The 23,145-nt window shown below is 69.3% G+C and carries 22 protein-coding genes; 9 read left to right on the top strand and 13 right to left on the bottom strand.

Annotated elements, in window-relative coordinates; genetic code table 11:
• Positions 1-10 precede the first annotated feature (10 nt).
• Both NAM01S_RS04170 and galE read left to right on the top strand, forming a co-directional pair.
• A complete protein-coding gene (locus NAM01S_RS04170) occupies positions 11-700 on the top strand; it encodes an iron-dependent transcriptional repressor DtxR (RefSeq protein ID WP_067779537.1) in 690 nt (229 codons plus the stop codon).
• Between the two features lie 3 nt (positions 701-703).
• A complete protein-coding gene (gene galE, locus NAM01S_RS04165) occupies positions 704-1,684 on the top strand; it encodes a UDP-glucose 4-epimerase GalE (RefSeq protein WP_067779535.1) in 981 nt (326 codons plus the stop codon).
• An 86-nt stretch (positions 1,685-1,770) separates the two neighbouring features.
• Here the strand turns inward: galE and NAM01S_RS04160 are convergent, their stop codons facing one another.
• Both NAM01S_RS04160 and NAM01S_RS04155 read right to left on the bottom strand, forming a co-directional pair.
• A complete protein-coding gene (locus NAM01S_RS04160; protein WP_084482415.1) occupies positions 1,771-3,135 on the bottom strand; it encodes a DUF4192 domain-containing protein in 1,365 nt (454 codons plus the stop codon).
• A gap of 174 nt (positions 3,136-3,309) precedes the next feature.
• Complete coding sequence (locus tag NAM01S_RS04155) at positions 3,310-4,029, bottom strand: sensor domain-containing protein (RefSeq protein ID WP_253798305.1); 720 nt, start codon at positions 4,027-4,029, stop codon at positions 3,310-3,312.
• A gap of 290 nt (positions 4,030-4,319) precedes the next feature.
• Here NAM01S_RS04155 and NAM01S_RS04150 point away from each other — a divergent pair, with 290 nt between their 5' ends.
• From NAM01S_RS04150 to speD, 4 genes are all read left to right on the top strand, one after another.
• Positions 4,320-5,252, top strand: a complete 933-nt coding sequence (locus tag NAM01S_RS04150; RefSeq protein ID WP_067779533.1) for a PAC2 family protein — start codon at positions 4,320-4,322, stop codon at positions 5,250-5,252.
• Positions 5,253-5,308: 56 nt separating this feature from the next.
• The gene (locus tag NAM01S_RS04145) at positions 5,309-7,807 is read left to right on the top strand and encodes a DEAD/DEAH box helicase (RefSeq protein WP_067779531.1); all 2,499 of its coding nucleotides are present in this window, start codon (positions 5,309-5,311) and stop codon (positions 7,805-7,807) included.
• Positions 7,808-7,904: 97 nt separating this feature from the next.
• Positions 7,905-9,020, top strand: coding sequence for a type III PLP-dependent enzyme (locus tag NAM01S_RS04140; RefSeq protein ID WP_067779528.1), 1,116 nt, complete (start codon positions 7,905-7,907; stop codon positions 9,018-9,020).
• Between the two features lie 8 nt (positions 9,021-9,028).
• The gene (gene speD / locus NAM01S_RS04135) at positions 9,029-10,237 is read left to right on the top strand and encodes an adenosylmethionine decarboxylase (protein ID WP_067779526.1); all 1,209 of its coding nucleotides are present in this window, start codon (positions 9,029-9,031) and stop codon (positions 10,235-10,237) included.
• A gap of 193 nt (positions 10,238-10,430) precedes the next feature.
• Here speD and NAM01S_RS04130 read toward each other — a convergent pair whose 3' ends face one another.
• From NAM01S_RS04130 to NAM01S_RS04100, 7 genes are all read right to left on the bottom strand, one after another.
• Entirely contained in the window at positions 10,431-11,822 is a 1,392-nt protein-coding gene (locus NAM01S_RS04130; RefSeq protein WP_067779523.1) for a cation:proton antiporter, read from the bottom strand.
• A 219-nt stretch (positions 11,823-12,041) separates the two neighbouring features.
• Entirely contained in the window at positions 12,042-12,245 is a 204-nt protein-coding gene (locus NAM01S_RS04125; RefSeq protein WP_067779520.1) for a tautomerase family protein, read from the bottom strand.
• Entirely contained in the window at positions 12,245-12,982 is a 738-nt protein-coding gene (locus tag NAM01S_RS04120; protein WP_067779517.1) for an SDR family NAD(P)-dependent oxidoreductase, read from the bottom strand. The genes NAM01S_RS04125 and NAM01S_RS04120 overlap by 1 nt, the downstream gene beginning before the upstream one ends.
• A 79-nt stretch (positions 12,983-13,061) precedes the next feature.
• Positions 13,062-13,652, bottom strand: a complete 591-nt coding sequence (locus NAM01S_RS04115) for an LmrA/YxaF family transcription factor (protein WP_067779514.1) — start codon at positions 13,650-13,652, stop codon at positions 13,062-13,064.
• A gap of 24 nt (positions 13,653-13,676) precedes the next feature.
• Entirely contained in the window at positions 13,677-14,222 is a 546-nt protein-coding gene (locus NAM01S_RS04110; RefSeq protein WP_218018334.1) for a gamma-glutamylcyclotransferase family protein, read from the bottom strand.
• Between the two features lie 55 nt (positions 14,223-14,277).
• Positions 14,278-15,051, bottom strand: a complete 774-nt coding sequence (locus NAM01S_RS04105) for an MBL fold metallo-hydrolase (RefSeq protein ID WP_067779510.1) — start codon at positions 15,049-15,051, stop codon at positions 14,278-14,280.
• A 67-nt stretch (positions 15,052-15,118) separates the two neighbouring features.
• A complete protein-coding gene (locus NAM01S_RS04100) occupies positions 15,119-16,027 on the bottom strand; it encodes a hydrogen peroxide-inducible genes activator (RefSeq protein WP_067779508.1) in 909 nt (302 codons plus the stop codon).
• 110 nt (positions 16,028-16,137) lie between these two features.
• Between NAM01S_RS04100 and NAM01S_RS04095 the strand changes: the two genes are divergently transcribed.
• The 3 genes from NAM01S_RS04095 to NAM01S_RS04085 all read left to right on the top strand — a co-directional run bounded on the left by NAM01S_RS04095 (position 16,138) and on the right by NAM01S_RS04085 (position 18,214).
• Positions 16,138-16,725, top strand: coding sequence for a peroxiredoxin (locus tag NAM01S_RS04095; RefSeq protein ID WP_067779506.1), 588 nt, complete (start codon positions 16,138-16,140; stop codon positions 16,723-16,725).
• A 107-nt stretch (positions 16,726-16,832) separates the two neighbouring features.
• On the top strand, positions 16,833-17,372 hold the full coding sequence (ahpD, locus tag NAM01S_RS04090; protein ID WP_067779504.1) for an alkylhydroperoxidase, AhpD family: 540 nt from the start codon (positions 16,833-16,835) through the stop codon (positions 17,370-17,372).
• A 167-nt stretch (positions 17,373-17,539) separates the two neighbouring features.
• Entirely contained in the window at positions 17,540-18,214 is a 675-nt protein-coding gene (locus NAM01S_RS04085) for a PhzF family phenazine biosynthesis protein (RefSeq protein ID WP_067780046.1), read from the top strand.
• A gap of 9 nt (positions 18,215-18,223) precedes the next feature.
• On the opposite strand, the gene NAM01S_RS04080 is transcribed toward NAM01S_RS04085, so the two are convergent.
• The 4 genes from NAM01S_RS04080 to NAM01S_RS04065 all read right to left on the bottom strand — a co-directional run bounded on the left by NAM01S_RS04080 (position 18,224) and on the right by NAM01S_RS04065 (position 22,949).
• Positions 18,224-18,802, bottom strand: a complete 579-nt coding sequence (locus tag NAM01S_RS04080; protein WP_067779496.1) for a DUF5134 domain-containing protein — start codon at positions 18,800-18,802, stop codon at positions 18,224-18,226.
• Positions 18,803-18,929: 127 nt separating this feature from the next.
• Positions 18,930-20,759, bottom strand: a complete 1,830-nt coding sequence (locus tag NAM01S_RS04075; protein ID WP_067779494.1) for a vWA domain-containing protein — start codon at positions 20,757-20,759, stop codon at positions 18,930-18,932.
• A gap of 2 nt (positions 20,760-20,761) precedes the next feature.
• Positions 20,762-21,820 (bottom strand): AAA family ATPase, encoded by a 1,059-nt coding sequence (locus NAM01S_RS04070; protein ID WP_067779491.1) that lies wholly within the window; start codon positions 21,818-21,820, stop codon positions 20,762-20,764.
• 76 nt (positions 21,821-21,896) lie between these two features.
• A complete protein-coding gene (locus NAM01S_RS04065) occupies positions 21,897-22,949 on the bottom strand; it encodes an AraC family transcriptional regulator (RefSeq protein WP_067780043.1) in 1,053 nt (350 codons plus the stop codon).
• Between the last annotated feature and the right edge of the window lie 196 nt (positions 22,950-23,145).

The raw sequence follows: 23,145 nt of genomic DNA, 5'->3' as shown, positions 1-23,145 counted from the left end.
GGGGTAACAGGTGAAGGATCTGGTCGACACCACGGAGATGTACCTCCGTACCATCTACGACCTCGAGGAGGAGGGCGTGGTGCCCCTGCGCGCCCGGATCGCCGAGCGCCTCGAGCAGAGCGGCCCGACCGTGAGCCAGACGGTCGCGCGCATGGAGCGCGACGGGCTGCTGCTCGTCGCGGGCGATCGCCATCTCGAGCTCACCGAGAAGGGCCGCAGCATGGCCGTCGCGGTGATGCGCAAGCACCGGCTCGCCGAACGGCTTCTGGTCGACATCATCGGCCTGGACTGGCAGAACGTGCACGCCGAGGCCTGCCGCTGGGAGCACGTGATGAGCGAGGACGTCGAGCGACGCCTGGTCGAGGTGCTCAACCATCCCACCACCTCGCCGTACGGCAACCCCATTCCCGGCCTCGACGAACTGGGCATCACCGCGCCCGTGGCAGTCGAGGAGACCCTTGTCCGGCTCTCGGATCTGCCGCACGGCCCGGCGCACGCGGTCGTCGTGCGCCGCCTCGCCGAGCACATCCAGACCGATCCGGAGGTCATCGGCCAGCTGCGCGAGGCAGGCGTGGTGCCCGACGCGCGCGTGACCGTCGAGACCAAGCCCGGTTCTGTGGTCATCAGCGTGCCCGGCCACGACCGCGGCTTCGAGCTGTCGGACGAAATGGCCCACGCCGTCCAGGTGAAGCTGGTCTGATCCGTGAAACTTCTGGTCACGGGTGGCGCGGGATACGTCGGGGGCGTCTGCGCGCAGGTGCTGCTGGAAGACGGCCACGAAGTGGTCGTCGTCGACGATCTCTCCACCGGTAACGCCGACGGCGTCCCGACCGGTGCGCGCTTCGTCGAGGGCGATGTCGCCGAGGCCACGCCCGCGCTGCTGCGCGGCGAAACCTTCGACGGCGTCTTGCATTTCGCCGCGCAGTCGCTGGTCGGCGAATCGGTACAGCAGCCGGAGAAGTACTGGCACGGCAACGTCGTGAAGACGCTGGAGCTGCTCGAGGCCATGCGGCTGACGGACACACCGCGCCTGGTGTTCTCCTCGACCGCCGCGGTGTACGGCGAACCCGAGCAGGTGCCGATCACCGAGGACGCGCCGACCCGGCCGACCAACCCCTACGGCGCGTCGAAGCTCGCCATCGATCACGCGATCACCTCCTACTCGATCGCGCACGGCTTGGCCGCGACCAGCCTGCGGTACTTCAACGTCGCGGGCGCCTACGGCGGGCTCGGCGAGAACCGCGTGGTCGAAACGCATCTCATTCCGCTCGTGCTGCAGGTCGCGCTCGGCCACCGCAAGGCCATCTCCGTCTTCGGCACCGACTGGCCGACTCCCGACGGCACCGCGGTGCGCGACTACATCCACATCCGCGATCTCGCCGAGGCCCACCTGCTGGCCCTGCGCTCGGCCGAGGCAGGCGCGCACCGCGTCTACAACCTCGGCAGCGGCGCGGGATTCTCGGTGCGCGAGGTGATTTCGGCGTGCGAACGCGTCACGGGTCTGCCCATCGCCGCGCAGGACGCGCCGCGCCGTCCCGGCGACCCGGCCACGCTGATCGCCTCCAGCGAACGGGCGATCGACGAACTCGGCTGGCGGCCCGAGCACAACGATCTCGACGAGATCGTGGCCGACGCCTGGGAGTTCCTGCGCTCGCTGGGCGAGCGCGCGCACAGCGCGAAATAGGATCGCCCCGAACCGAAGCCGCACACCGCACCGAAGCCGCGGCGGACCCTCCGCACCGCGCCTCATCGAACCACCGGTTCCGCGCGTCATCGGACGACAGGTCCGAGGTCGACGCCCAGCCACGCGGCGGCGTCGTAACCGCTGCGGGCGAGCCTGCGCAGCTGTTCCGGGCGCATGCCCGCGCGCAGCGAGGTTTCCAGCAGAATCGCCATCGCGTTGCCCGGGTCGGCCTCCAGCGCCGCCTCCAGGGCGATGCCGGCGAACGGTCCGTCGCCCCGGAAGTACGCGCTGTAACCGAGCAGGGCCGCGACCTCGGCGCGGTCCCGCCCGGACGGCAGACCGCGCACGAGGGTCAGCCACAGCCGTTCCGCGGCCGCCGCGTGGTCGGAGGCGGCCAGCGCGAACATCGCGTCACGCACCACCCGATCACGCAGAGCGGCAACGACTTCCGCGATCTCCGGCGCGGCGAGCACGGCGCCGGATTCGATGTTGGCGACCTGCCACAGCACGTGTTCCAGCGCCCGCCTGCGATAGCCGGTGAGGTCGTCGTGCCGCACCGCCCTGGCGAACCGGTCCCTGGCCACCGCGACAGCGCTGTCGAGCTGGACCCCGACCTCCGCGCACAGCGCCGCGTCCTCGGCCACGCGCTCGGTGAGCTCCGAGCGAGAGCCGAGGATCGGCCGTCCGTCCAGCACGTGCGCCAGCGCCACCGTTGACGCGCTCGGGTCGGGCACCGTGCCGCGTTCCGACCCGTCCAGCAGGCTCCACCACGGTCGATCCTCCTCGATCGCTGGCACCGCCCACGCGCCGCCGACCCGGATGCCGTCGGCGCCGAGCCTCTTGGCGAGCGCGGCGATCAATGCCTCCGGCGGGGAACCACGCCGCCCGCGCCCCGCCTTGCCGAGCGGACCGCCGAGCCGGTCGTCGACGACCACCGCGAGCGTCTCGGTCGCACGCTCGGCGGCGCAGATCTGCCCGATGAGGTCCGCGAACGACCCGACGAGGCCGCGGCGCGGGCCGACCGGCTCGAGATCGAACCGCAGCACCGCGGCGATTCCGTGGCTCGCGCCCGGTTCCGCGGGGCCGAGCACCGCGACGACGAGCGAGCGATGCGGATAGAACCCCACCATGGCGGGCAGCGCGGCGATCAGTTCTCCGGGATCGTCCACCCGCAGTGGTTTTGCCGAGTATCCGGCGCGGTACAGCGGTGACGGCTGCGCGAACACCGCGCTGGGCGCCGGATCGTCGTCGTTGCCCGTCTGGCGGGTGCGCGAGCCGACGGTGGATGGCCGCAGACACAATCGCTGCCGCGGCGGCCGCCGGTGCGGCCCCGGCGGATGCTCGGCACGCGTCGGGTCGCCCGGGTATCGGCCGGGCGGATCGACGGGTTCGCTGCCCTCGCCGCCGCGCCGGGCGCCCGCGCCGAGCGGCGGATTCGCTGAAGTCGTCATGCCGCCATCGTGCGCACCGCGCCTCCGGCCGCCGATCGTCCGACCTGCGCGAACAGCTCCCCTGTGGACAACCGGCAGCCTGTGCACGAAGCACGGCGACCGCCCTACCCGGCGGCGCCGGTTGTCGGCCCGGGCGGGTATACGGCCGCTCTCGATCGTTCGGCCGCGGACCGCCTACGCCTCGCGCACCTTCCGCACCGACGCCGTGAACAGCTCGTCCAGCGCCGTGGTGTCGGGCGGCGCATCGCTGAATGTCATGTAGGTCACCGCGATTCGCACATCGCCCACCTGCCCGATGAACGTCCGCATGGTCTGAGTCAGCCCGGGGCCGCCGACGTCAGGGGCGACGGTGCGACGCAGCGCCAGCGTGTCGTCGGCGTCGAGGGGCGGCGGCGGATCCAGCTCGGTCGACACCGTCGTGGTCGCCCCTGCCCTGGCCACCACCCGCACCTCGCCGCAGCGAAGCACCTGTTCGCGCAGCGTGGACAGCGGCTGCCTGGTCCGGGTGAGCTCGACGGTGAGCGTGGCGCGGGAGACCTCGTCGGTGCCGACCGCGATGGCGGTGTGGTCGGGGCCGAACTGCTGTTCGGCGGGAGCGCACCCGTCCGGCCGCACGGTCGCGCCGCGGGACACGCCGTTCAGGTCCCCCGCCGCCTGGGCCGCCGCTTCCGGGGGCAGCACCACCGCGGGGTAGCGCGCCGGGAACTGCGCTGGTTCGGGCAGCAGCGTGGTCAGTGCGGCGTCGATGTGCCGCACGGTCGACGGCCGCGCCGCGACGGGCTGCCCGGTGACGGTGGATCCGCACCCGGTGAGCAGCAGCGCGCACACGGCGACAACGCAGGCGCCGAGCGCCCGCGTGCGTCCCCTCGAATCCGGCACAGTCACACCGCTCACTGTGCCAAACGTGAGTTCGGCGTTTCCTGCGCCACGCCGACCTCCGCGCGCGACTTGCGCGCATCCGACCCGATTTCGCCGTAACCGGTGTCACCGGTCGCGACGAGGGAATACAGGTAGCTACCCGGTCGGGAATGCCGGACGTTCGGGCGCTGTTGGCTCGTTCTATGGGTCGGTGTCCGCACCGTGCGCGGTGCGCGTCATCGCCATGGGGGACAATGGACATGGGTTCCCCGCGGTGCTGCCCTCGATCGGCCGCCGCGGCGGACCGCGCAGGAAGGAGTGACGCGATGGACTACGAGTCGCGAATGTACGAGCTGGAGTTCCCCGCTCCGCAGTTGTCGTCCGCCGACGGCGCGGGTCCGGTCCTCGTACACGGGCTGGAGGGCTTTACCGACGCCGGGCACGCAGTCCGCCTGGCCACGACGCACCTGCGCGAGAGCCTGGAAAGCGAACTGGTCGCCTCGTTCGACGTCGACGAACTGCTGGACTACCGCTCCCGCCGTCCGCTGATGACGTTCAAAACCGATCATTTCGCCGATTACGCCGAACCCGAGCTGAACCTGTGGGCGCTGCGCGACACCGCGGGCACCCCGTTCCTGTTGCTCTCCGGTCTGGAACCGGATCTGCGCTGGGAGAAGTTCACCACCGCGGTGCGGCTGCTCGCCGAACAGCTCGGCGTGCGCCGCAGCATCGGCCTGAGCGCGATTCCGATGGCGATTCCGCACACCCGCCCGCTGGGAGTCACCGCGCATTCCTCGGATCGCGACCTGATCTCCGATCACCAGCGCTGGCCGGGGGAATTGCAGGTGCCCGGCAGCGCGTCGTCGCTGCTGGAGTTCCGGATGGCCCAGCACGGGCACGAGTCGGTCGGTTTCTCGGTGCACGTGCCGCACTATCTCGCCCAGACGGCGTACCCGGAGGCCGCGCAGACGCTGTTGGAGAACGTCGCCGAGAACGCGGGCCTGGAGCTGCCGCTCGCCGCGCTGGGCGAGGCGGCCGCGCGCGTGCGCGAGCAGGTCAACGAGCACATCTCGGGAAACTCCGAGGTCGAGACGGTGGTGCACGCGCTGGAGCGCCAGTACGACAGCTTCGTCACCTCCCAGGAGCGCCAGTCCAGCCTGCTCGCCGGTGACGGCGAGCTGCCCAGCGGTGACGAACTGGGCGCCGAGTTCGAGCGCTTCCTCGCCGAGCAGGGTGGCTACGACGGCGACAACACCTGACGCGGCGCGCCGATCGCGGTGACGACCTCGGCGAGGCCTGCCCTAAGCTGGTCGGAGTGGATCTGACCGAACTGCTCGACATTCCAGGAACCGACGCCGACGCGCTCTACGAGTCGTTCGGCATGTGGGCCGCCGAGCAGGGCACGCCGCTGTATCCCGCGCAGGACGAGGCGCTGCTGGAGCTGGCGTCCGGATCGCACGTCATCCTGGCCACGCCAACCGGTTCCGGCAAGTCGCTGGTGGCGGTCGGCGCACATCTGTTCGCGCTGACCCGAGGGCAGCGCACCTACTACACCGCCCCGATCAAGGCCCTGGTCAGCGAGAAGTTCTTCGCGCTGTGCGAGGTGTTCGGCGCCGACAAGGTGGGCATGGTCACCGGCGACGCGTCGGTCAACGCCGACGCGCCGATCATCTGCGCCACCGCCGAGATCCTGGCGAATCTGGCGCTGCGCGAGGGCGCGGACGCCGAGGTCGGCCAGGTGGTCATGGACGAGTTCCACTTCTACGCCGACCCGGACCGCGGCTGGGCCTGGCAGGTGCCGCTGCTCGAGCTGCCGCGCGCGCAGTTCCTGCTGATGTCGGCGACCCTGGGCGAGGTCGACTTCTTCGCCCGCGACCTGGAGCGCCGCACCGGCCGCGGCACCGCCATCGTCGCGGGCACCGAACGCCCGGTGCCGCTGAGCTTTTCGTATGTGCGCACGCCCATCACCGAGACGTTGGAGGAACTGGTCACCACCCACCAGGCCCCGGTCTACGTGGTGCACTTCACCCAGGCCGCGGCGCTGGAGCGGGCGCAGGCGCTGACCAGCGTGAACTTCGCCACCCGCGCGGAGAAGGACGCCATCGCCGCGGCGATCGGCGACTTCCGCTTCGCCGCGGGCTTCGGCAAGACCCTGTCCCGGTTGATCCGGCACGGCATCGGCGTGCACCACGCGGGCATGCTGCCGAAATACCGCCGACTGGTGGAACGGCTGGCGCAGGACGGTCTGCTGAAGGTGGTGTGCGGCACCGACACGCTCGGCGTCGGCATCAACGTCCCGATCCGCACCGTGCTACTGACCGGACTGACCAAGTTCGACGGCGTGCGCACCCGCAGGCTCAAGGCCCGCGAGTTCCATCAGATCGCGGGTCGCGCCGGGCGCGCGGGCTTCGACACCATGGGCACCGTGGTGGTGCAGGCGCCCGAGCACGAAGTCGAGAACACCAGGCTGCTCGCCAAGGCGGGCGACGATCCCAAGAAGCAGCGCAAGGTGCAGCGGCGCAAGCCTCCGGAGGGGTTCGTCTCCTGGAGCGAGGAGACCTTCGACCGTTTGGTGGCGGCCCAGCCGGAGCCGATGGTGTCGCGGTTCAACGTCACCAACGCGATGCTGCTCAACGTGATCGCCCGGCCCGGCAACTGTTTTCAGGCCATGCGCCATCTGCTCGAGGACAACCACGAGCCGCGGCCCGCGCAACGCAAGCACATCCTGCGCGCGATCCGCCTCTACCGCGCGCTGCGCGACGCCGGGGTGGTGCAGCAGCTGCCGGAACCCGACACGACCGGCCGCTACGCCAGGCTCACCGTCGACCTGCAACGCGATTTCGCCCTCGACCAACCGCTTTCGCCCTTCGCGCTGGCCGCGCTGGACCTGCTGGACCGCGACTCCCCCGGCTACACCCTCGACGTGGTCTCGCTCATCGAGTCGACCCTGGAGGACCCCCGCCAGCTGCTGATGGCCCAGCAGCACAAGGCGCGCGGCGAGGCCGTCGCGGAGATGAAGGCCGACGGCATCGACTACGACGAGCGCATGGAACTGCTCGAGGAAGTCAGCTGGCCCAAGCCGCTGGCCGAGTTGATCGAACCCGCCTACGAGACCTATCGCGCGGGACACCCATGGGTCTCGGAGTTCGCGCCCTCCCCCAAGTCGGTGGTGCGCGACATGATCGAGCGCTCGATGACCTTCGCCGAGCTCATCTCGCACTACGAGCTGGCCCGCTCGGAGGGCGTGGTGTTGCGCTACCTTGCCGACGCCTACCGCGCGCTGCGCCGCACCGTGCCCGACGCGGCGCGCACCGAGGACCTCGACGACCTCACCGAGTGGCTGGGCGAGCTTGTCCGGCAAGTGGATTCGAGCCTGCTCGACGAATGGGAGCAGCTGACCAGCCCGGGCGCGGAGAAGGACGCCGAGCAGGTGGCCTTCGGCGCGGAGACCATCCGCCCGATCTCCGCCAACGAGCGCGCCTTCCGCGTGATGGTGCGCAACGCCATGTTCCGCCGCGTCGAACTGGCCGCGCTGCGGCGCTGGGACGATCTGGCCGACCTCGGCACCGGCCCCGACTGGGCGAACGAACTGGCCCCCTACTTCGAAGAGTACGCGCGCATCGGCACCGGCCCCGACGCGCGCGGTCCCCAGCTGTTCCAGATCGAGCAGCGACCCGGCTTCTGGCACGTGCGCCAGGTCCTCGACGACCCCGCGGGCGACCACGGCTGGTCTATCGAGGCGGTGGTCGATCTCGCCGCGTCCGACGCGGCTGGCGAGGTGGTGTTCGACGAGGTCACGGTGTCCGAAGGGTAGGCGGGCAGCCCCTGCGCGAATACGGGTTTCGACGGATTCGTATCTGGGTAGGGGCCGCTGATACTCTCTCCGCTGCTGCCCACGCGAAAGATCAACTATGCCCGAATCTCCGTACCTTGTCATCCACTCCGAGCGAGTTCGCGAAAATTACCGCGCGCTCGATGCCGCCGTCGCCGTCCGCGGCGACGACAAGGCCCGCATTCGCTTCGCGGTGAAGGCGAGCCCGGTGCCGGAGTTGATCACTCTGCTCGATGGCGAGGGCGCGGAATTCGACGTGGCGAGCATCGGCGAGATCGAGCTGTGCCTCGGCCTCGGGGTGGCGCCGGAGAAACTCTGCTACGGCAACCCGATCAAGAAGGCCGCCGACATCGCCCGTGCCTACGCCGAGGGGGTGCGCCGCTACGCCTTCGACACCGAGGACGACCTGCTGCGCATCGTGGAGCACGCCCCGGGCTCGGAGGTCGAGTGCCGCTTCCTGGCCGCCACTCCCGCCTCGCAGACGCCGTTCGGCACCAAGTTCGGCTGCTCGCCCGCGGAGGCGCTGCGCCTGCTGGTGCGCGCCCGCGATCTGGGGCTGGTCGTGGCCGGGCCCTACTTCCACGTCGGCTCCCAGCAGCTGGATCCCGCGGCGTGGCGGATCGGCATCCAGCAAGCCGGTGAGATCGCGGAAGCGTTGGCCGCCAAGGACATTCACATCACCTCGGTGAACATCGGCGGCGGGCTGCCGATCTCCTACGCCGAGGCAGCCCCCGTGCTCGGCGAGATCGCCGCGGTCGTGAATGCCGCCGCCGCCGAATTCCTGCCCGAGACCGCCGGACTGGTCGTCGAACCCGGTCGCGCGCTGGTCGGCAACGCGGGCACCATTCACGCCGAGGTCGTCGGCGTTCGCATCGCGCCGGACGGACGGCGCTGGGTGTATCTCGACATCGGCCGCTACAACGGAATGGCCGAGACCGAGAACGAGTACATCGCCTACCGGTTCGTCACAGAACGCGACGGAGATCCCGTCGACGAGGCGGTGGTCGCCGGTCCAACCTGCGACGGCGACGATGTACTGTATCAACGCACACGGGTCCTTCTGCCGACCACGTTGCGAGCCGGTGATCGCATCACGATCCTCGACACCGGCGCCTATACCGCGAGCTATTCGTCGGTGTCCTTCAATGGTTTTCCGCCCTTGACCGTTCATGTCTCGGGCGCTGAGCGAGAGTGAGTTTGCCTATGACGGCGGAATTCACCGGTTGGCATGTGCTGGCCGAGTTCGGTGGTGTCGACGCAGATCTCTGCGACGATCTCGAACGACTCGAATCGGCGTTGCGTGAGTCTCTGATCGCGGCGGGCGTCACCATCTGCGATGTCGTTCACAAGAAGTTCGATCCGCAGGGGGTGACCGTCCTCGCGCTGTTGTCGGAGTCCCACGCCTCGATTCACACTTATCCGGAGTCCGGCGACATTTTCGTCGACGTCTTCACCTGCGGCAGCATCGGCGCCGGCGCGACGAAGGCCGTCGAGATGTTGCGGGACAAGCTGTCTCCCAAAGACGTTCGCATGAAGGTCATTCAGCGGGGCCACGGCGCGCAGAAGATCGAGGAGCCGGTCGGCGCGGGCCTGACCCGGATCTGGGATCTGCACGATGTGATCGTCGACACCAATACTCCGTTCCAGCACATGGTCATCGCGCGCACCGAACAGGGCATCAGCCTGTTCTCCGACGACGACCGCCAGTCCACCGAGTTCTCCCAGCTGACCTACCACGAGGCGATGATGGTGCCGGCCTTCGTGCTGGCCGAGAAGCTGGACAGCGTGCTGATCATCGGTTCCGGCGAGGGCGTCGCGAGCCAGATGTCGGTGGCCGCGGGCGCCACCCACGTCGACCACGTCGACATCGACCAGCTCGAGGTCGAACTGTGCGCCGAGCACCTGCCCTACGGCTACACCACCGAGGAGCTCGCCGCGGCGGTCGCGGGCGAGGGCCCGATCAAGGTGCACTACGCCGACGGCTGGGACTTCCTGGCGAACGCCCAGCAGACGGGCGCCCGCTACGACGTGATCGTGATCGACCTGCCCGACGAGCGGGTCGAGGACGCGCAGCACAACCGTCTCTACGAGTCGGAGTTCCTGTCCCGATGTCGAGCGCTGCTCGCGCCTGGCGGCGTGCTCAGCGCGCAGGCGGGCTGCGCGACCATGTGGCGCAACGAGACCCTCAAGCGGTCTTGGCAGCGCTTCCACGAGCAGTTCGGCACGGTCGTGCACTACGGCAGCGACGAGCACGAGTGGTCGTTCCTGTTCGGCCTTGTCGACGCGATCGAGGACCCGGTGCCCGGCATGGTCGACCGCCTGGCCACCCTGCCCTACCGCGCGGAGACCATCGACGGTCGCGCGCTGGTGCGCGGCGCCATCGAACCGCACGCGCTGCGCGCGGCCGAATAGATTCCAGACCGGATCGCCGAATCGCATCGGCGCCAAGGAGTTTCGACATCCTCGGCGCCGGTGCGATTCCTCTTTTCTGGCGACCCGCGGGGAGCGGAGACCTGTCCGGCGCGGTTCATGCGCGCCCGCGACCGATCGACCCAGCGGCCGCGCCGATCGACCCGGCGGCCGCGCTGGTCGGCCTAGCGCCCGCTCATGTCGCGACCGGCGCCGGTTCGCCGGATCGCTTCGGCTCGCCGCCCGGCTCCTTCCCTGTCGCCGCCCTGGGCTGTTCGCCGTCCGGACCGAAGACCAGACCGGCCTTCCACGCGCTGCGTTCGAAGATCCGCTGCACCGGCGTCGCCATGAACGTGGTGATGATCGTCATCAGCGCCAGGATCGTGTACAGCTCACCGGTGATGAGCCCGGCCCCGAGGCCGATGTTCAACAGGATCAGCTCCATCAGGCCGCGGGCATTGGCCAGCGCGCCCATCGACGCGGCCTCCCGCTTGCTCATGCCCTGCCAGCGCGCCGCGAGTCCGACGGCGCCGAACTTGCCCGCGAACGAGACGATCAGCACGACCGCCGTCACCAGCAGGACCTCCGGTTCGAAGATCAGGCTGAGTTCGGTGTTCAGACCGGAGTAGATGAAGAACGCGGGCAGCAAAAGGTAGGCCACCAGCGGCTCGAAGCGCTCACGGATGGTGTCGAGCAGCTGGCCGCGCGGCATCACCGCCCCCGCCACGAACGCGCCGAACACCGAGTAGATCCCGCACCAGTCGGTGAACCAGCTGGCGAGCAACACGACCAGCAGCACGATGGACAGCTGCGCGATCGGCAGCCCGCCCGCCCGTTCGGTGTCGCCGCGCTTGGGCTGCCAGGTCTCGAGCTTGGCCAGCCAGCGCCGCGCGACGAACATCATGAACAGCAGGTAGGCAAGTCCGCCGCCTACGGCGAGGAACGCGCCGTTCATGCTGTCCTTGGTGGTGGCGACCACGGTTGCCAGCAGGATCCATGCGCACGCGTCGTCCACCGCGGCACACGCCAGCGACATCGTGCCCAGGCGGGTGTTCAGCAGACCCGAGTCGTAGATGATCCAGGCCAGCATCGGAAACGCCGTGATGGCCACGGCCGCGGCCACGAAAAGCCCGCCCTGCCAATGCTCCACCTTGTCGGTGAAATACCCGCCGCTACCGACCATCCACCAGCCGAGCGCACCGCCCAGCACCAGCGGCACCGCAACGCCCGCGGTCGAGGTCGCGCCCGCCTTGCGCAGGTGCGAGGACAGGATGTCCACCTTGAACGACGCGCCGACCAGGAACATGTACAGCACGAGGCCGAGCTGGCCGACGACGTAGATCGCGGTCAGGTTCGGGTGCATGATGCTCGCGCCTCCCACCGCGAGCGTGGTCGGGAACAGCCATTCCTGGGCCTCGGGCCAGACGAGACCCAGAATCGAAGGCCCCAAAACGAATCCGGCGACCATGATGGCCACCACCTGCACCTGCCCCAACCGGCGGAACACCGGCCAGAGCAGGCGATAGGTGACCAGGATGACGGCGACCTGCAGAAAGAAATGAGTGGTGATTTCCAGAAGCGATGGCATCGCAGCTCCCCTCCGTCGAGCTGGATCGTGCACTGACACTCAGAGATCGCGAAGACTCTCCGGAACGCAACGCGGTGCCGGAAACGGTACCGGAATCCTTTGTCCTGCGGCTACTTTCCTCCGCGACGACCTGCGGCGAACCACCAGAAAACGCCGACGCCCGGCGGCAAGGCCGGAACCACGTTCCAGACCGATCGCGTCCGCCGGGCGCGCCCGCGCTCAGGAATTTCGCGCGCGCCAGTCGGCCACGTTCATCCCGCCGACACCCCAATCGGTCAGCGGCACTTCATGAATCACCACGAAGGTGGTCGCCGGATCCTTGCCGAGCACGTCCTGAAGCAGGTCGGTGACGCCCTTGATGAGCCGAGTCTTCTGTTCGACGGTCACGCCCTCGTCGGTGACCTTGATGTCGACATACGGCATTACGCTGCCCTCCCGGAGATGAACCCGCCGTCGACGGGGAGAATGTGGCCGGTGGTGAATTCCGCGTCCGCCAGATACAGGACGGCGGCGGTGGTTTCGGCGACCTCGCCGATACGGTTGAGCAAAGCCAAACGACCCGAGGACTTTTCGTCGCCGTCACCGAAGAGCGGAGTGCGGATGATGCCCGGCGCGACGAGGTTCACCCGGATACCGTCGGCGGCGAGTTCGGCCGCGAGGCTGGTGGTGAGCGCGTGCACGCCGCCCTTGCTGACCAGTGCCGCGGAGGCGGGCAGACCGGCGAGCGCGTGGTCGATCAGGACGGTGCCGATGTTCACGATGCTGCCGCCACCGCCCTGTTCGCGCAGCCTGCGCACCACCGCCTGGGTGGTGAAGTAAGTGCCCTTCAGGTTGCCGTTCAGGTAGCTGTCCAATTCCGCCTCGGTGACGTCGACGAACGGCTTCGCGCCGAAGACGCCCGCGTTGTTCACGAGGACGTCCACCCGGCCGAACCGCTCGACCGCGGTCCGGACCAGCGCGGAACCCGTTGCGGCCGAGCCGATGTCGCCGACCACCTCGGCCACCCGGGCGGGCGCGCCGAGCTCGGCGGCGACCGCGGCGAGCTTGTCCGGGTCGCGCCCGTTGATCACCACGTTGTCGCCGCGGGCCACCAGTGCCCTGGCGATATCGCGGCCGATCCCGCTGGAGGATCCGGTCACGATGACCGTCTTGCCTGACATGTTGTTTCCCTTCCGATTGGATACGACCGGTCGTCTTGGAATGGGTACGAATTGGCCCGCCTATGGCGGGCACGTGAATTCAGGGTCGGAAGTAGTCGTCCAGGAGGCGACGCAGGCACTTGTGCAGCGGTTCCAGCGAGCGGTCGATCTTCATCCGGATCACCGCCCCCTCCCAGGACTCGATGAGCAGATCGGCGAGTTCCTCGGCCGGGATGTCGCCGCGCACCAGATCACGCTCCTGCGCCTCGAGCAGCGCCTTGGCGACCCCGTCGCGCCAGGCGCGGAACGCCCCGGACAGCGATTCGCGCAGCGTCTCGCTGCCCTCCAGCTCGCCCCCAAGGTTGGCGATCAAACACCCACCGGTGAAATCGGTTTCGACGAACTCGTCCATCTGCTTGGCGAAGAACGTCCGCAGACCGGTCACCGGATCGGGTGCGGGTCCGAGCGCTTCGGCGAGGTTGCGCTGGATGCAGCGGGAGTGGTAGTCGATGACCGCCTGCCCGAAGCTCTCCTTGCTGTCGAAGTAGTTGTAGAACGAGCCCTTCGGCACGCCGACCGCGTCGAGCACCTGCTTGATGCCGGTGCCGTGGTAGCCGTTGGCCAGGAAACCGGCGGCGCCTTCCTCCACCAAGAGCTGGCGAGTGTCGTCACTGCGTCGCGGTCGTGCCATGCGACGAACTATACGACCGGTCGTCTAGGAATTGCAACGGGGGTCGAGCGTCTGCCGCCAGCCCGCGCAGCGGGTGGCGAACGCGCTCAGATGTTCGGCGGCGAATTCCTCCGCGCGCCAGTCACGCGGTGTGACATCGGCGGTCCACACGTAGGTCCACACCGCGCCGGGTGCGTAGCGAGCACGCGCCGTGAGGTCGGGACCTTCCGGGCGGTGGCGCGACGAGCGAACGCCAGGATCGGCGTGCACCACGTCGCCGAAATCCACCGAGCGCAAGTCGTATTCGTCGTCCTCGAAGGCGTCGAGCACCGCCCACTCCCCCGCGCTCAAGCCGGAAAGCAACGCGCCGCGCACCGTCGCCCGCGCATCCGCAACCAAGCCCGGATACAGCCGACCGGGCAGCGCGGCCGCCCGCCATCCGGCCAGGTCGGCAGGCGACAGATCGGGGCAGCGTCCGATCAACTGATGCAGCACCTCGGGAAACTGGAGGGTGCCGTAGACGAAGAGCGCGTGCTCCGCCGTGGACACCCTCGCGAGGCGTCCACCGGGGCCGTTGCCGATCACGTCCACGCACCACTCCTCTCCGCGCTTGTCACCACTGTGCCCCTTCGCGCCGGTGTCGGCTTCACCGCGCCAAGCGGGCGAACGCGTCCGGATCATGGGACGAGAACACGGTGATCTCCCCACCGTGCGCCCGGTTGAGTTCGAGGAGACGTTCGCGGTTCCGCATGAAGTCGTTCGAGCCGAGCGAACGCAACTCCATCACCTGCCAGATCAGCGGGGTTCGCGGGTGCACAGGATCGATCTCGCTGCCCACGTAGAACGCGTCGCCCGCGTGCAGCAGCCAGCCGTCGCCGGTGTCGACCGCAACGCCCACGTGCCCCTCGGTGTGGCCGTACAGCGGGACGATCAGAATCTCCGCGGGCAGGCCGGGCAGATCGCGGACCGCGTTGAAGCCGAACCATTCCGCACCGCCGTCGATCTCGTTGGTCAGCCACTTCGGCCGGTGCGCCCATTGCGCCGGTCGGTAGCGCAGCCGGTCGAACAGCCCCTTCGACGAGTTCGCCGCGCGCAGTTCCGGACCGTGCACATGCACGGTCGCGTCCGGAAAATCGGCAAGCCCGCCCGCGTGGTCGAGATCCAGATGGGTGAGCACGATGTCGCGGACATCGGCCGGGTCGTACCCGAGCGCTTGGACCTGCCGGACCGCCGTCTCCCGTTCGAGCAGTTTGGCGCCCAGCGAGAACCGCGCTGGCCCCATCATCCGGCCCGGATCACGCACGCACTCCAGGCCGTATCCGGTATCGACAAGGACGAGCCCGGTGTCGGTCTCGATCAACAGGCAATGGTCGACCATGCCCATCGCCATCGACCCGCAGTTCAGGTGGTGAATCCGCACCAGCCGAGCGTCCCAGCCCCCGCCCCCGCGGTCAATGCCACAGGAAGCTCCCGCGCGGCCGGATGCCTCACATCGGCCGGTGTGCGCGGATGATGGCGGCGAGGTATTCGTAGTCGTCGCTGCGGGCGCTGGAGGCGCGGAAGGCGAGGCCGATGGTGCGGCCGGGGGCCGGATCGGCGAAGCGGGCGGTTTCCAGCGTGCCCCTTGCGGTTTCGGCGGCGACGGCCATTTCCGGGATGAGCGTGACGCCGAGTCCGCCCGCCACGCACTGGACGACCGTGGCCAGCGAGGCGGCACGGGTGTCGCCGACCGCGCCCGGGTGGACGTCGACCGAGCGGCACAGGTCGAGGGTCTGGTCGCGCAGGCAGTGGCCCTCGTCGAGCAGCAGCAGCGGCAGCGTGCCGAGCACCGCGGGCTCGATGTCCTTGCGGCCCGCGAGCGCGTGCCCGCGCGGGGTCACCAGCACGAATTCCTCGGTGTAGAGCGGAATCTCCACCAGCCCCGAGTTCTCGGTGGGCAGCGCGAGCAGCGCGACGTCGAGCACGCCGGTGCGCAACCCCTCCAGCAAACGCGCGGTCTGGTCCTCGACGACCTGCGGCACCAGCGCGGGCAGCCGCTTGCGCAGCTCGGGCAGCAGAGCGGGCAGCACGTAGGGCGCGACGGTCGGGATGATTCCCATCCGCAGTGTGCCGCCGAGCCCGTCGCCGGTGGCCGAGGCGACGAAGCGGTCGGCGGCTTCCAGCGTCGCCATCGCCTGCGGCAGCAACCGCATTCCGGCCGCGGTCACCAGAACCCGGCGCGTGCTGCGCTCGATCAGCTGGAGTCCCAGTCCGTTTTCGAGCGCGGCCAATGCTTGCGATAACGTGGGCTGGCTCACATTGAGCCGGGCGGCCGCGGTGCCGAAATGCCGGTATTCCGCGATCGCCACGAACGCACGCAGCTGCGAAAGTGTCGGCTGATAAGTCTGATCAGTCACACCTATCAGTGTAGTGCGACTGATCACCTTTACCTTTCACTGCCCTTTGTGCAAGATCACAGAAGAACTTCGCACGCCCAAAAACCCCATGAAGGACGAGGAGACAAAGCATGGCCCTGCTGACCATCGGCGACCAGTTCCCGGCATACAACCTCACCGCGGTCATCGGCGGTGATCTGTCGAAGGTCGACGCTCAGCAGCCTGACGACTACTTCACCCAGGTCACCAGCGACGATCACGCGGGCAAGTGGCGGATCGTCTTCTTCTGGCCGAAGGACTTCACCTTCGTCTGCCCGACCGAGATCGCCGCGTTCGGCAAGCTGAACGAGGAGTTCGCCGACCGCGACGCGCAGGTGCTCGGCGTCTCGGTGGACAACGAGTTCGTACACTTCCAGTGGCGCGCGCAGCACGAGGATCTGAAGACCCTCCCGTTCCCGATGCTGTCGGACCTCAAGCGTGAACTGGTCACCGCCACCGGCGTGCTCAACGCCGACGGTGTCGCCGACCGCGCCACCTTCATCGTCGACCCGAACAACGAGGTCCAGTTCGTCTCGGTCACCGCGGGTTCCGTCGGCCGCAACGTCGACGAGGTGCTGCGCGTGCTCGACGCGCTGCAGTCCGACGAGCTGTGCGCCTGCAACTGGAAGAAGGGCGACCCGACCATCAACGCCGGTGAGCTCCTCACCGCCAGCGTCTGATCCGGAACGCCCACTCCCCGAACAGATCCCGCTCCCCGCTCCGGCGGGGAGCGTCTTCGAGAACATCCCCGCGCCCGCGGGCCCGATACACACAGAGGAAACGTCGAATGAGCATTGAGAACCTGAAGAACTCCCTTCCCGAGTACGCCAAGGACCTCAAGCTCAACTTGTCATCGATCGCGCGCACCACCGTGCTGAACGAACAGCAACTGTGGGGCACCCTGCTCGCGTCGGCGGCCGCGACCCGGTCGGCGACCACGCTGCGCGAGATCGCCGAGGAAGCCGCCGACATCCTGACGGCGGAGGCGTACAACGCCGCGCTCGGCGCCGCCTCGATCATGGGCATGAACAACGTGTTCTACCGGGGCAAGGCGTTCCTCGGCGGCCGCTACGACGACCTGCGGGCCGGTCTGCGCATGCAGATCATCGGCGCCCCCGGCGTCGACAAGGCCGATTTCGAGCTGTGGTCCTTCGCGGTCTCCTCGATCAACGGCTGCGCCCACTGCCTGGAGGCGCACGAGCACACTCTGCGCGAGGCCGGTGTCTCCCGCGAGGTGATCTTCGAGTCGCTGCGCGCCGCCGCCATCGTGGCCGGCGTCGGCCAGGCCGTGCAGTCCACCGAGACGCTCGCCGCCGCGTCGGTCTGACGCCAGAGACGACCCGAAAGCCCCGTCTTCGACCGGACGGGGCTTTCGGCATTTTCCCCCTCGTCCGCCCCTCCGAGAGAGTGACGAGCATTACGTTTGCTCGCCGGTAGCCACCGGTGCGAGCCGGTAGGCTCGCGTGCATGGGCACACAGGATGAGCCGGAAGCCATGGGCACGCGGGTCGAGGTGGTGCGCGTATTCACGGATGCGACCGGACGCCTCGGCAATCCGCTGGGCATCGCCCGCGCGAAGGACGTCGGTGAGGCCGACGCGCAGGCTCTCGCGGCGCGGGCCGGGTACAGCGAGACCGTCGTCGTCGAGGACCCGGTCGACGAGATCGCCCGCATGCGGATCTACACCCCGGCCGTCGAACTCCCGTTCGCCGGACATCCCTCGGTCGGCACCGCGTGGTGGTTCGCCGAACAGGGCATCCCCGTGCGGGTGCTCGACATGCCAGCCGGACCGGTGCCCGTCGAGCTGGCCGACGGTCTGACCTGGATCAAGGCGCGCGGCGAGTGGGCGCCGGACTTCACCTTCCATCAGCTCGACAGCCTCGACGAGCTGGCCACGGTGCGGCCCGAGGATTTCCCCGGCGGACCGCACTACCTGTGGTGCTGGACCGAGGAGCACCGTGCCACGGTGCGCTCGCGAATGTTCGCCCCCACCATGGGCATCGAAGAAGACGAGGCCACCGGCGCGGCAGCGGTCGCGCTCACGGCGCTGCTGCGCCGCAGCCTGATCATCACGCAGGGCCAGGGCTCGCAGTTGTTCACCGAGTGGGACTCCGACGGCTGGGTGCGCCTCGGCGGACGCGTCGTGGCCGACACCGTCGTCGAGGTCTGATTCCCGGTTTCACCCGACTACGGCGGCGACGAGCATGTACGCCATCCCGAAATCCATCACCACGTGCGGCACGACGGCCGCCGACCCGACCGCGCCGACCGGATGCGCCAGCCGGTGCCAACCGCCGCCGCGCAGGCACAGCACCGCGAGCGCGTCGGCGATGAAGAGCGCGGCGAGCGCATAGGCCGCGAAGGGCGGCGGGCCCGCGTGATCGGCGGCCGAATGCCCGGACATCGCGTAGAGCATGGCCGCGGCGGCGAGCGCGTGGTATCCGATCGCGAAAGTCTGTCCGGCCGTCACCGCGCCGCGCGCCGCGCGCCATTCCACGATCCGGCTCACCAGCAACGCACCGAACGCGACGGTCATGGCGATCAGGACTCCGCGCACCGCGTGCGGACTCGCCTCGGCAGGAAAGATCAGCATCACCAGCATGATCAGGCACATGACCAGGTGCGCGGCATCCGATTCCGAGTTCACGTGCCCGCGAACGGGTCTCGCCAGTCGTAGCGTCACGATCGCGGACGTCACCAGGAACGCCGCCACCACCGACCACCGCAACGCGGCGTACTCCTGCACGAACTCGGCCACACCCCACCACCTTTCGCCGCGGCGATCGTGAGACTGCCCTTCCATGCTCGCATCCCACGTCGGGTTAGGGTGCCCTTTCTCGTTTCTCCGAGCGAGGACTCCCGACGCGGTCGCCGGACATCCCGGCTCAGCGCATCCGGAAGACCGGACCATTCGGCCGAAACGGCAGCGACGCACCCGCGGGCACCAGGTAGGCGTGCTCGCGGCGCACTCGCAGCACATCGCAGGCACCGTCGGTGATGATCAGAATCGGTCCATCGGCGGGAAAGTCGTCGGCGCGTTCGAGCAGCCGAATCCCGGGCTGCAAGACGGTGCCGCCGCGGCCGCGCACCCGCACGCCGCGCGCGATCTCCTCGACCGGCAGATAGCCCGCGTCGTAGGCCGCAGCGTCGCAGTACACCACCCTCGCGCGCGGCACGTCCCTGGCCAGAGCGTAGGAAGCGATGGCGCCCAGACCTTTTCCGAGCAGCGCCGCGTCCATCGATCCCGAGGTGTCGAGAACGACGCCGAAGGTCGGCAGCCGCGTGCTCTCCTCCGGACGCACCCACGCCGGGCGCGGGATGTCGGGCGTCACCGCCTGCCTGCGGGAGGCGCGGGCGTAGCTGCGGCGCTTGTCGACCGCGGGGACGTGCTCGTCGAACCAGTGCGCCAGCTGCGCGTCCCAGGGCAGCGGCGGCTGGTCCATGGCGCGAATCGCCTCTTCCAGCGCGGCGGGGAGGTAGCCGCGCCCGCTGTTCAGGTGATACGCCAGGCCGGTGGTCAGCGCGTTGCGGTAGTAGTCGTCCAGGTCGACGTAGCGTCCCGCGCCGCCGGAGTGCGGCAGCGGTTCGCCGAGCACGTCGCCGCGGCCGCGCCCGCGCAACGTGGCCAGCTTGCGCAACCGCCGCAGATCCGTCGCGATGCGGTCGTACACCTCCTCCGCCGAACAGCCTTTCAGCGCGGGGTCGTAGAGCAAGCCCTCAGGCATGACCCCGACTCCGAGCTCCACCAGCCAGCCGTTCACCACGTAGTCGCACGCGATGTTGAACAGGTAAAGGTCCCGCCAAGCGGTGCGTTCACCGTGTCGCAGTGCGGCGTGCAGCATTTCGTGCGCGAGCACGAAGCGCCACTCCTCCTGCGTCAGCCCGGCCAGCGGGTTGACGTAGATCTCCGCCGCCTCGGCGTTGACCGCGGCGATGGCGATGTCCCACCCGCGCGCCAGACCCGCGTCCGCGACGAGCGTCATCCCGGCCGCCAGCGCGCCGAGCAGCGGGTAGGAGGAGACGAACCAGCTCAGCGCCGCGTCCCAGGTTCGCTGCGGCCTACGGCCCTCGGGTGTCGAGTCGCCGCCCGCGACGGTCAACGCGTCGCGCGCGGCGGCGGCGATACCCGCGGCGAAACGTGCCGGGTCGTCGGCGCGCTCGGCCGCGGCGGCGCCGCTGATCAGGAAGTCCGGCGGGTCGTCGCGCCGGTACTCGGCGGGAACGGCGGTGTAGCGCCAGCGGGCGGCCGTCGCGTATTCGTCGGAAATGCTCGGCGCGGCGGAGAATTCGGTCGGCCGACGACCGATCTTCATCGTGGTCAGATACTGGTCGACGACGGCGCAGCAGGCGGCGCGATAGGCGGGGTGCGGTTCGGCCGCGTCGATCGACCAGCTCTCGGACAGATCGATGTCGGTGACGATGTCGGCGGGGTCCGCCCGGCGCGGGTCCAGGTGTCCGAACCCGGCGTGCAGCAGGCAGTGCGCGAAAACCCATGCCCACTCGGCGGCTTCGGCGCGACGCTTCGGGTGGTAGCCGACGCCCGCGCCCGCGATGCGCGCCCACACCTCCTGCGGCGTCCGGCGCGGGTCGAGCTCGTAGAGCCTGCCCGGCAGATGCCCGAAGGCACGATGCGCACGGACCATACCCCAGCCGTCCAGCACCGCCTGGCGCCAGGGATCGACGGTCGCGCGGCGCTTCCCGCGCGCGGCGCCCACCGCTACCGCCGCGCGGCCAGGCGCGGCAGGTCGCGGGTCACCTCGACCAGGAACCAGGAGGGCAGCACCGACACACCGTCCGCGTCCGACGCGATCACCAATTGCGCGCATTCGACCGAGATCTCGGACAGCTCGACGAGCATCGCCTTGGCTCGCAACACGAATCGGTGCGTCGCGGCCGAGACGTGCTTGCGGGAGCCGGGCAGTTCCTTGATCAGCCGCGCGCGGAAGGTCTCGGAGAGGAAATACAGCAGATCGCGGTCGCCGGGATCGCGCGGCCAGTCGGCCTCGCCCTTGATCACGGCGTCCAGATCGTAGGCGTGCCGGATGGTCTTGACGAAGGCGCGGAACCCCGAGGCGTGCGCGGGAGTCAGCGTGCCCGCCGCGAGCACCTCGAGCAGCGTGTCGTCGAGATCGTCGCCGCAGGAGTGCAGTGCGTCGGAGAGCATGTGCCAGCCGCGCGGGGTGGAGAAGGGCGCCTCGGTCTTCGGCGCCGCCGACCACAGGTGATCGGGGCGCTGGGTCACGTAGCGCACCACCCAGGGATGAATGTCGTTGTGCGCGGCCCACTTCAGCCAGTCGTCCACGTCGGCCCGCAGGTGCAGGTGCACCATGCGGTTGACCAGCGCCGAGGCCATCGGACGGGCCAGCGCGTTGTCGATGGCGCGGTTGCCCGCGCCGATCACCACCGAACCGGCGGGCAGTTCGTAGCCGCCGATGCGGCGGTCCAGGATCAGCGAGTAGAACGACTTCTGCACCTCCGGCGCCGCCGCGTTCAACTCGTCCAGGAACAGGCAGTACGGGGTCGGCCTTGCGATCAGCTCCGGCGGCGCGAATCGGCTGCGGTCGCCGACGATCTGCGGCACCCCGATCAGGTCCTCCGGCGCGAGCTGGGTGCCGAGCAGCGTGACGCACTCCAGCCCGAGCGATTCGGCGAACGAGCGCACGAGCGAGCTCTTGCCGATACCCGGTGCGCCCCAGAGGAACACCGGCCGCACCAGTGCGACGTGCAGCAGCAACTCCGGCAGCTGGTCCGGGGTCACCGTGACCGTCGCCTCCATATTCTTCCTCCCCCGTCGAGAATTACGAGGGTCGAAGGTACGCGGGCCGTGCGCGGCTCGGCCACCGGTTTTCGCGTCAGACGGGTCGGCCGTGCCTTTCCACGGCGGCGCGGGCGAACCGGCCGGGTGAGACGCCGCGCCACTGTTTGAACGCGTTGGAGAAGCTCGGCGCGCCCGAATATCCCATGCGGTAGGCGACGTCCTCGACGGTCAGGCCGGTGGACAACAGCTCCTCGGCCATGTTGCCGTACGTCTCGCTGCACAGGCTGCGATACGAGGTGCCCTCCTCGGCCAGGCGGCGGCGCATGGTGCGCAGACTCATGTGCAGCGCGGCCGCCACGTCCTCCTGGGAGACGCGCCCTCCCAGCCGGTGCAGCAGCACCTCCCGCACCGATCCGGCGATGCCCTTGGCCAGCCCACGCCGTCGCAGCAGGTGCGCGCACTGCTCCTCGAACAGCGCCGCCGTGAGCGGGCTGGCTTGCGGCAGTGGGTCGTCGAAGCCCGCGGTGTCGAAGACGACCAGGTGCGGGCCAGGGCCATCGGTGGCCGTGAGTCCGTACCGATCGAGAATCGGTTGCAGTCGGGGACGCAGGCCCCAGGCGACCTGTCCGCTCAGAATCGGCGCGGGCGCGTGGTACACGGCCGTCCAATTCGTCAGCAGCACCGCCACATCCCGCTCCAGCAGGAAGCCGCGCAGCCGGGGCGGCACGTCGCGGTCGTCGGCGTAGAGCAGCAGCGTGTCGTCTTGGTAGACGTGCCGGGTGCGGGCGAAGGTCGTGGTCATCCGGATGTAGCGCATCAGCAGGTCCACCGCGGACCGCACCGTCGGGCTGCTGAGGAGTGCCAGCCCGAGCGCACCGTAAGTCGTGACGTGCGTGCGCATTCCGGCTTCCAGTCCGAGGCCGGGGCGGTCGTCGAGCCGGGTCACGATGTTGTCGATCAGTGCCAGCTCCTGCCCGGCGGTGACCTCCATGCCAGGCGTGGTGAGCTGTGCGGGCTCGATCCCGGTGTCGCGCAAGCATTCCCCGAGTGGCAGACCGTGGTCGCGTGCCAATTCGACCAAGACAGCCGACAACGTCACCGAGCGCCGCCACTCCCACGAGGACACAGCTTCATCGTCGTCCGGCATGGCCGGATTCCGCATGGTTTTGGCCGGACATCGCAAGGACAGCCGGACGTCCTGTCCGTCCGCCCGCGCGCCGCGGCAAACGCCTCGCGGTCGACGGCACAACTGGCCGATATCCGAAATGTCCTGACCCGACATCGCATGGCATCGACACCGCGCCGCACCCTACCGTCGAGGCCCGAGGCGAAAGCGGGCGAAA

It is taken from the genome of Nocardia amikacinitolerans NBRC 108937 (assembly GCF_001612615.1).
Lineage (GTDB): Bacteria > Actinomycetota > Actinomycetes > Mycobacteriales > Mycobacteriaceae > Nocardia > Nocardia amikacinitolerans.
Note: the sequence above shows the minus strand (reverse complement) of the source record. Positions and strands in the feature narration are given on the sequence as shown.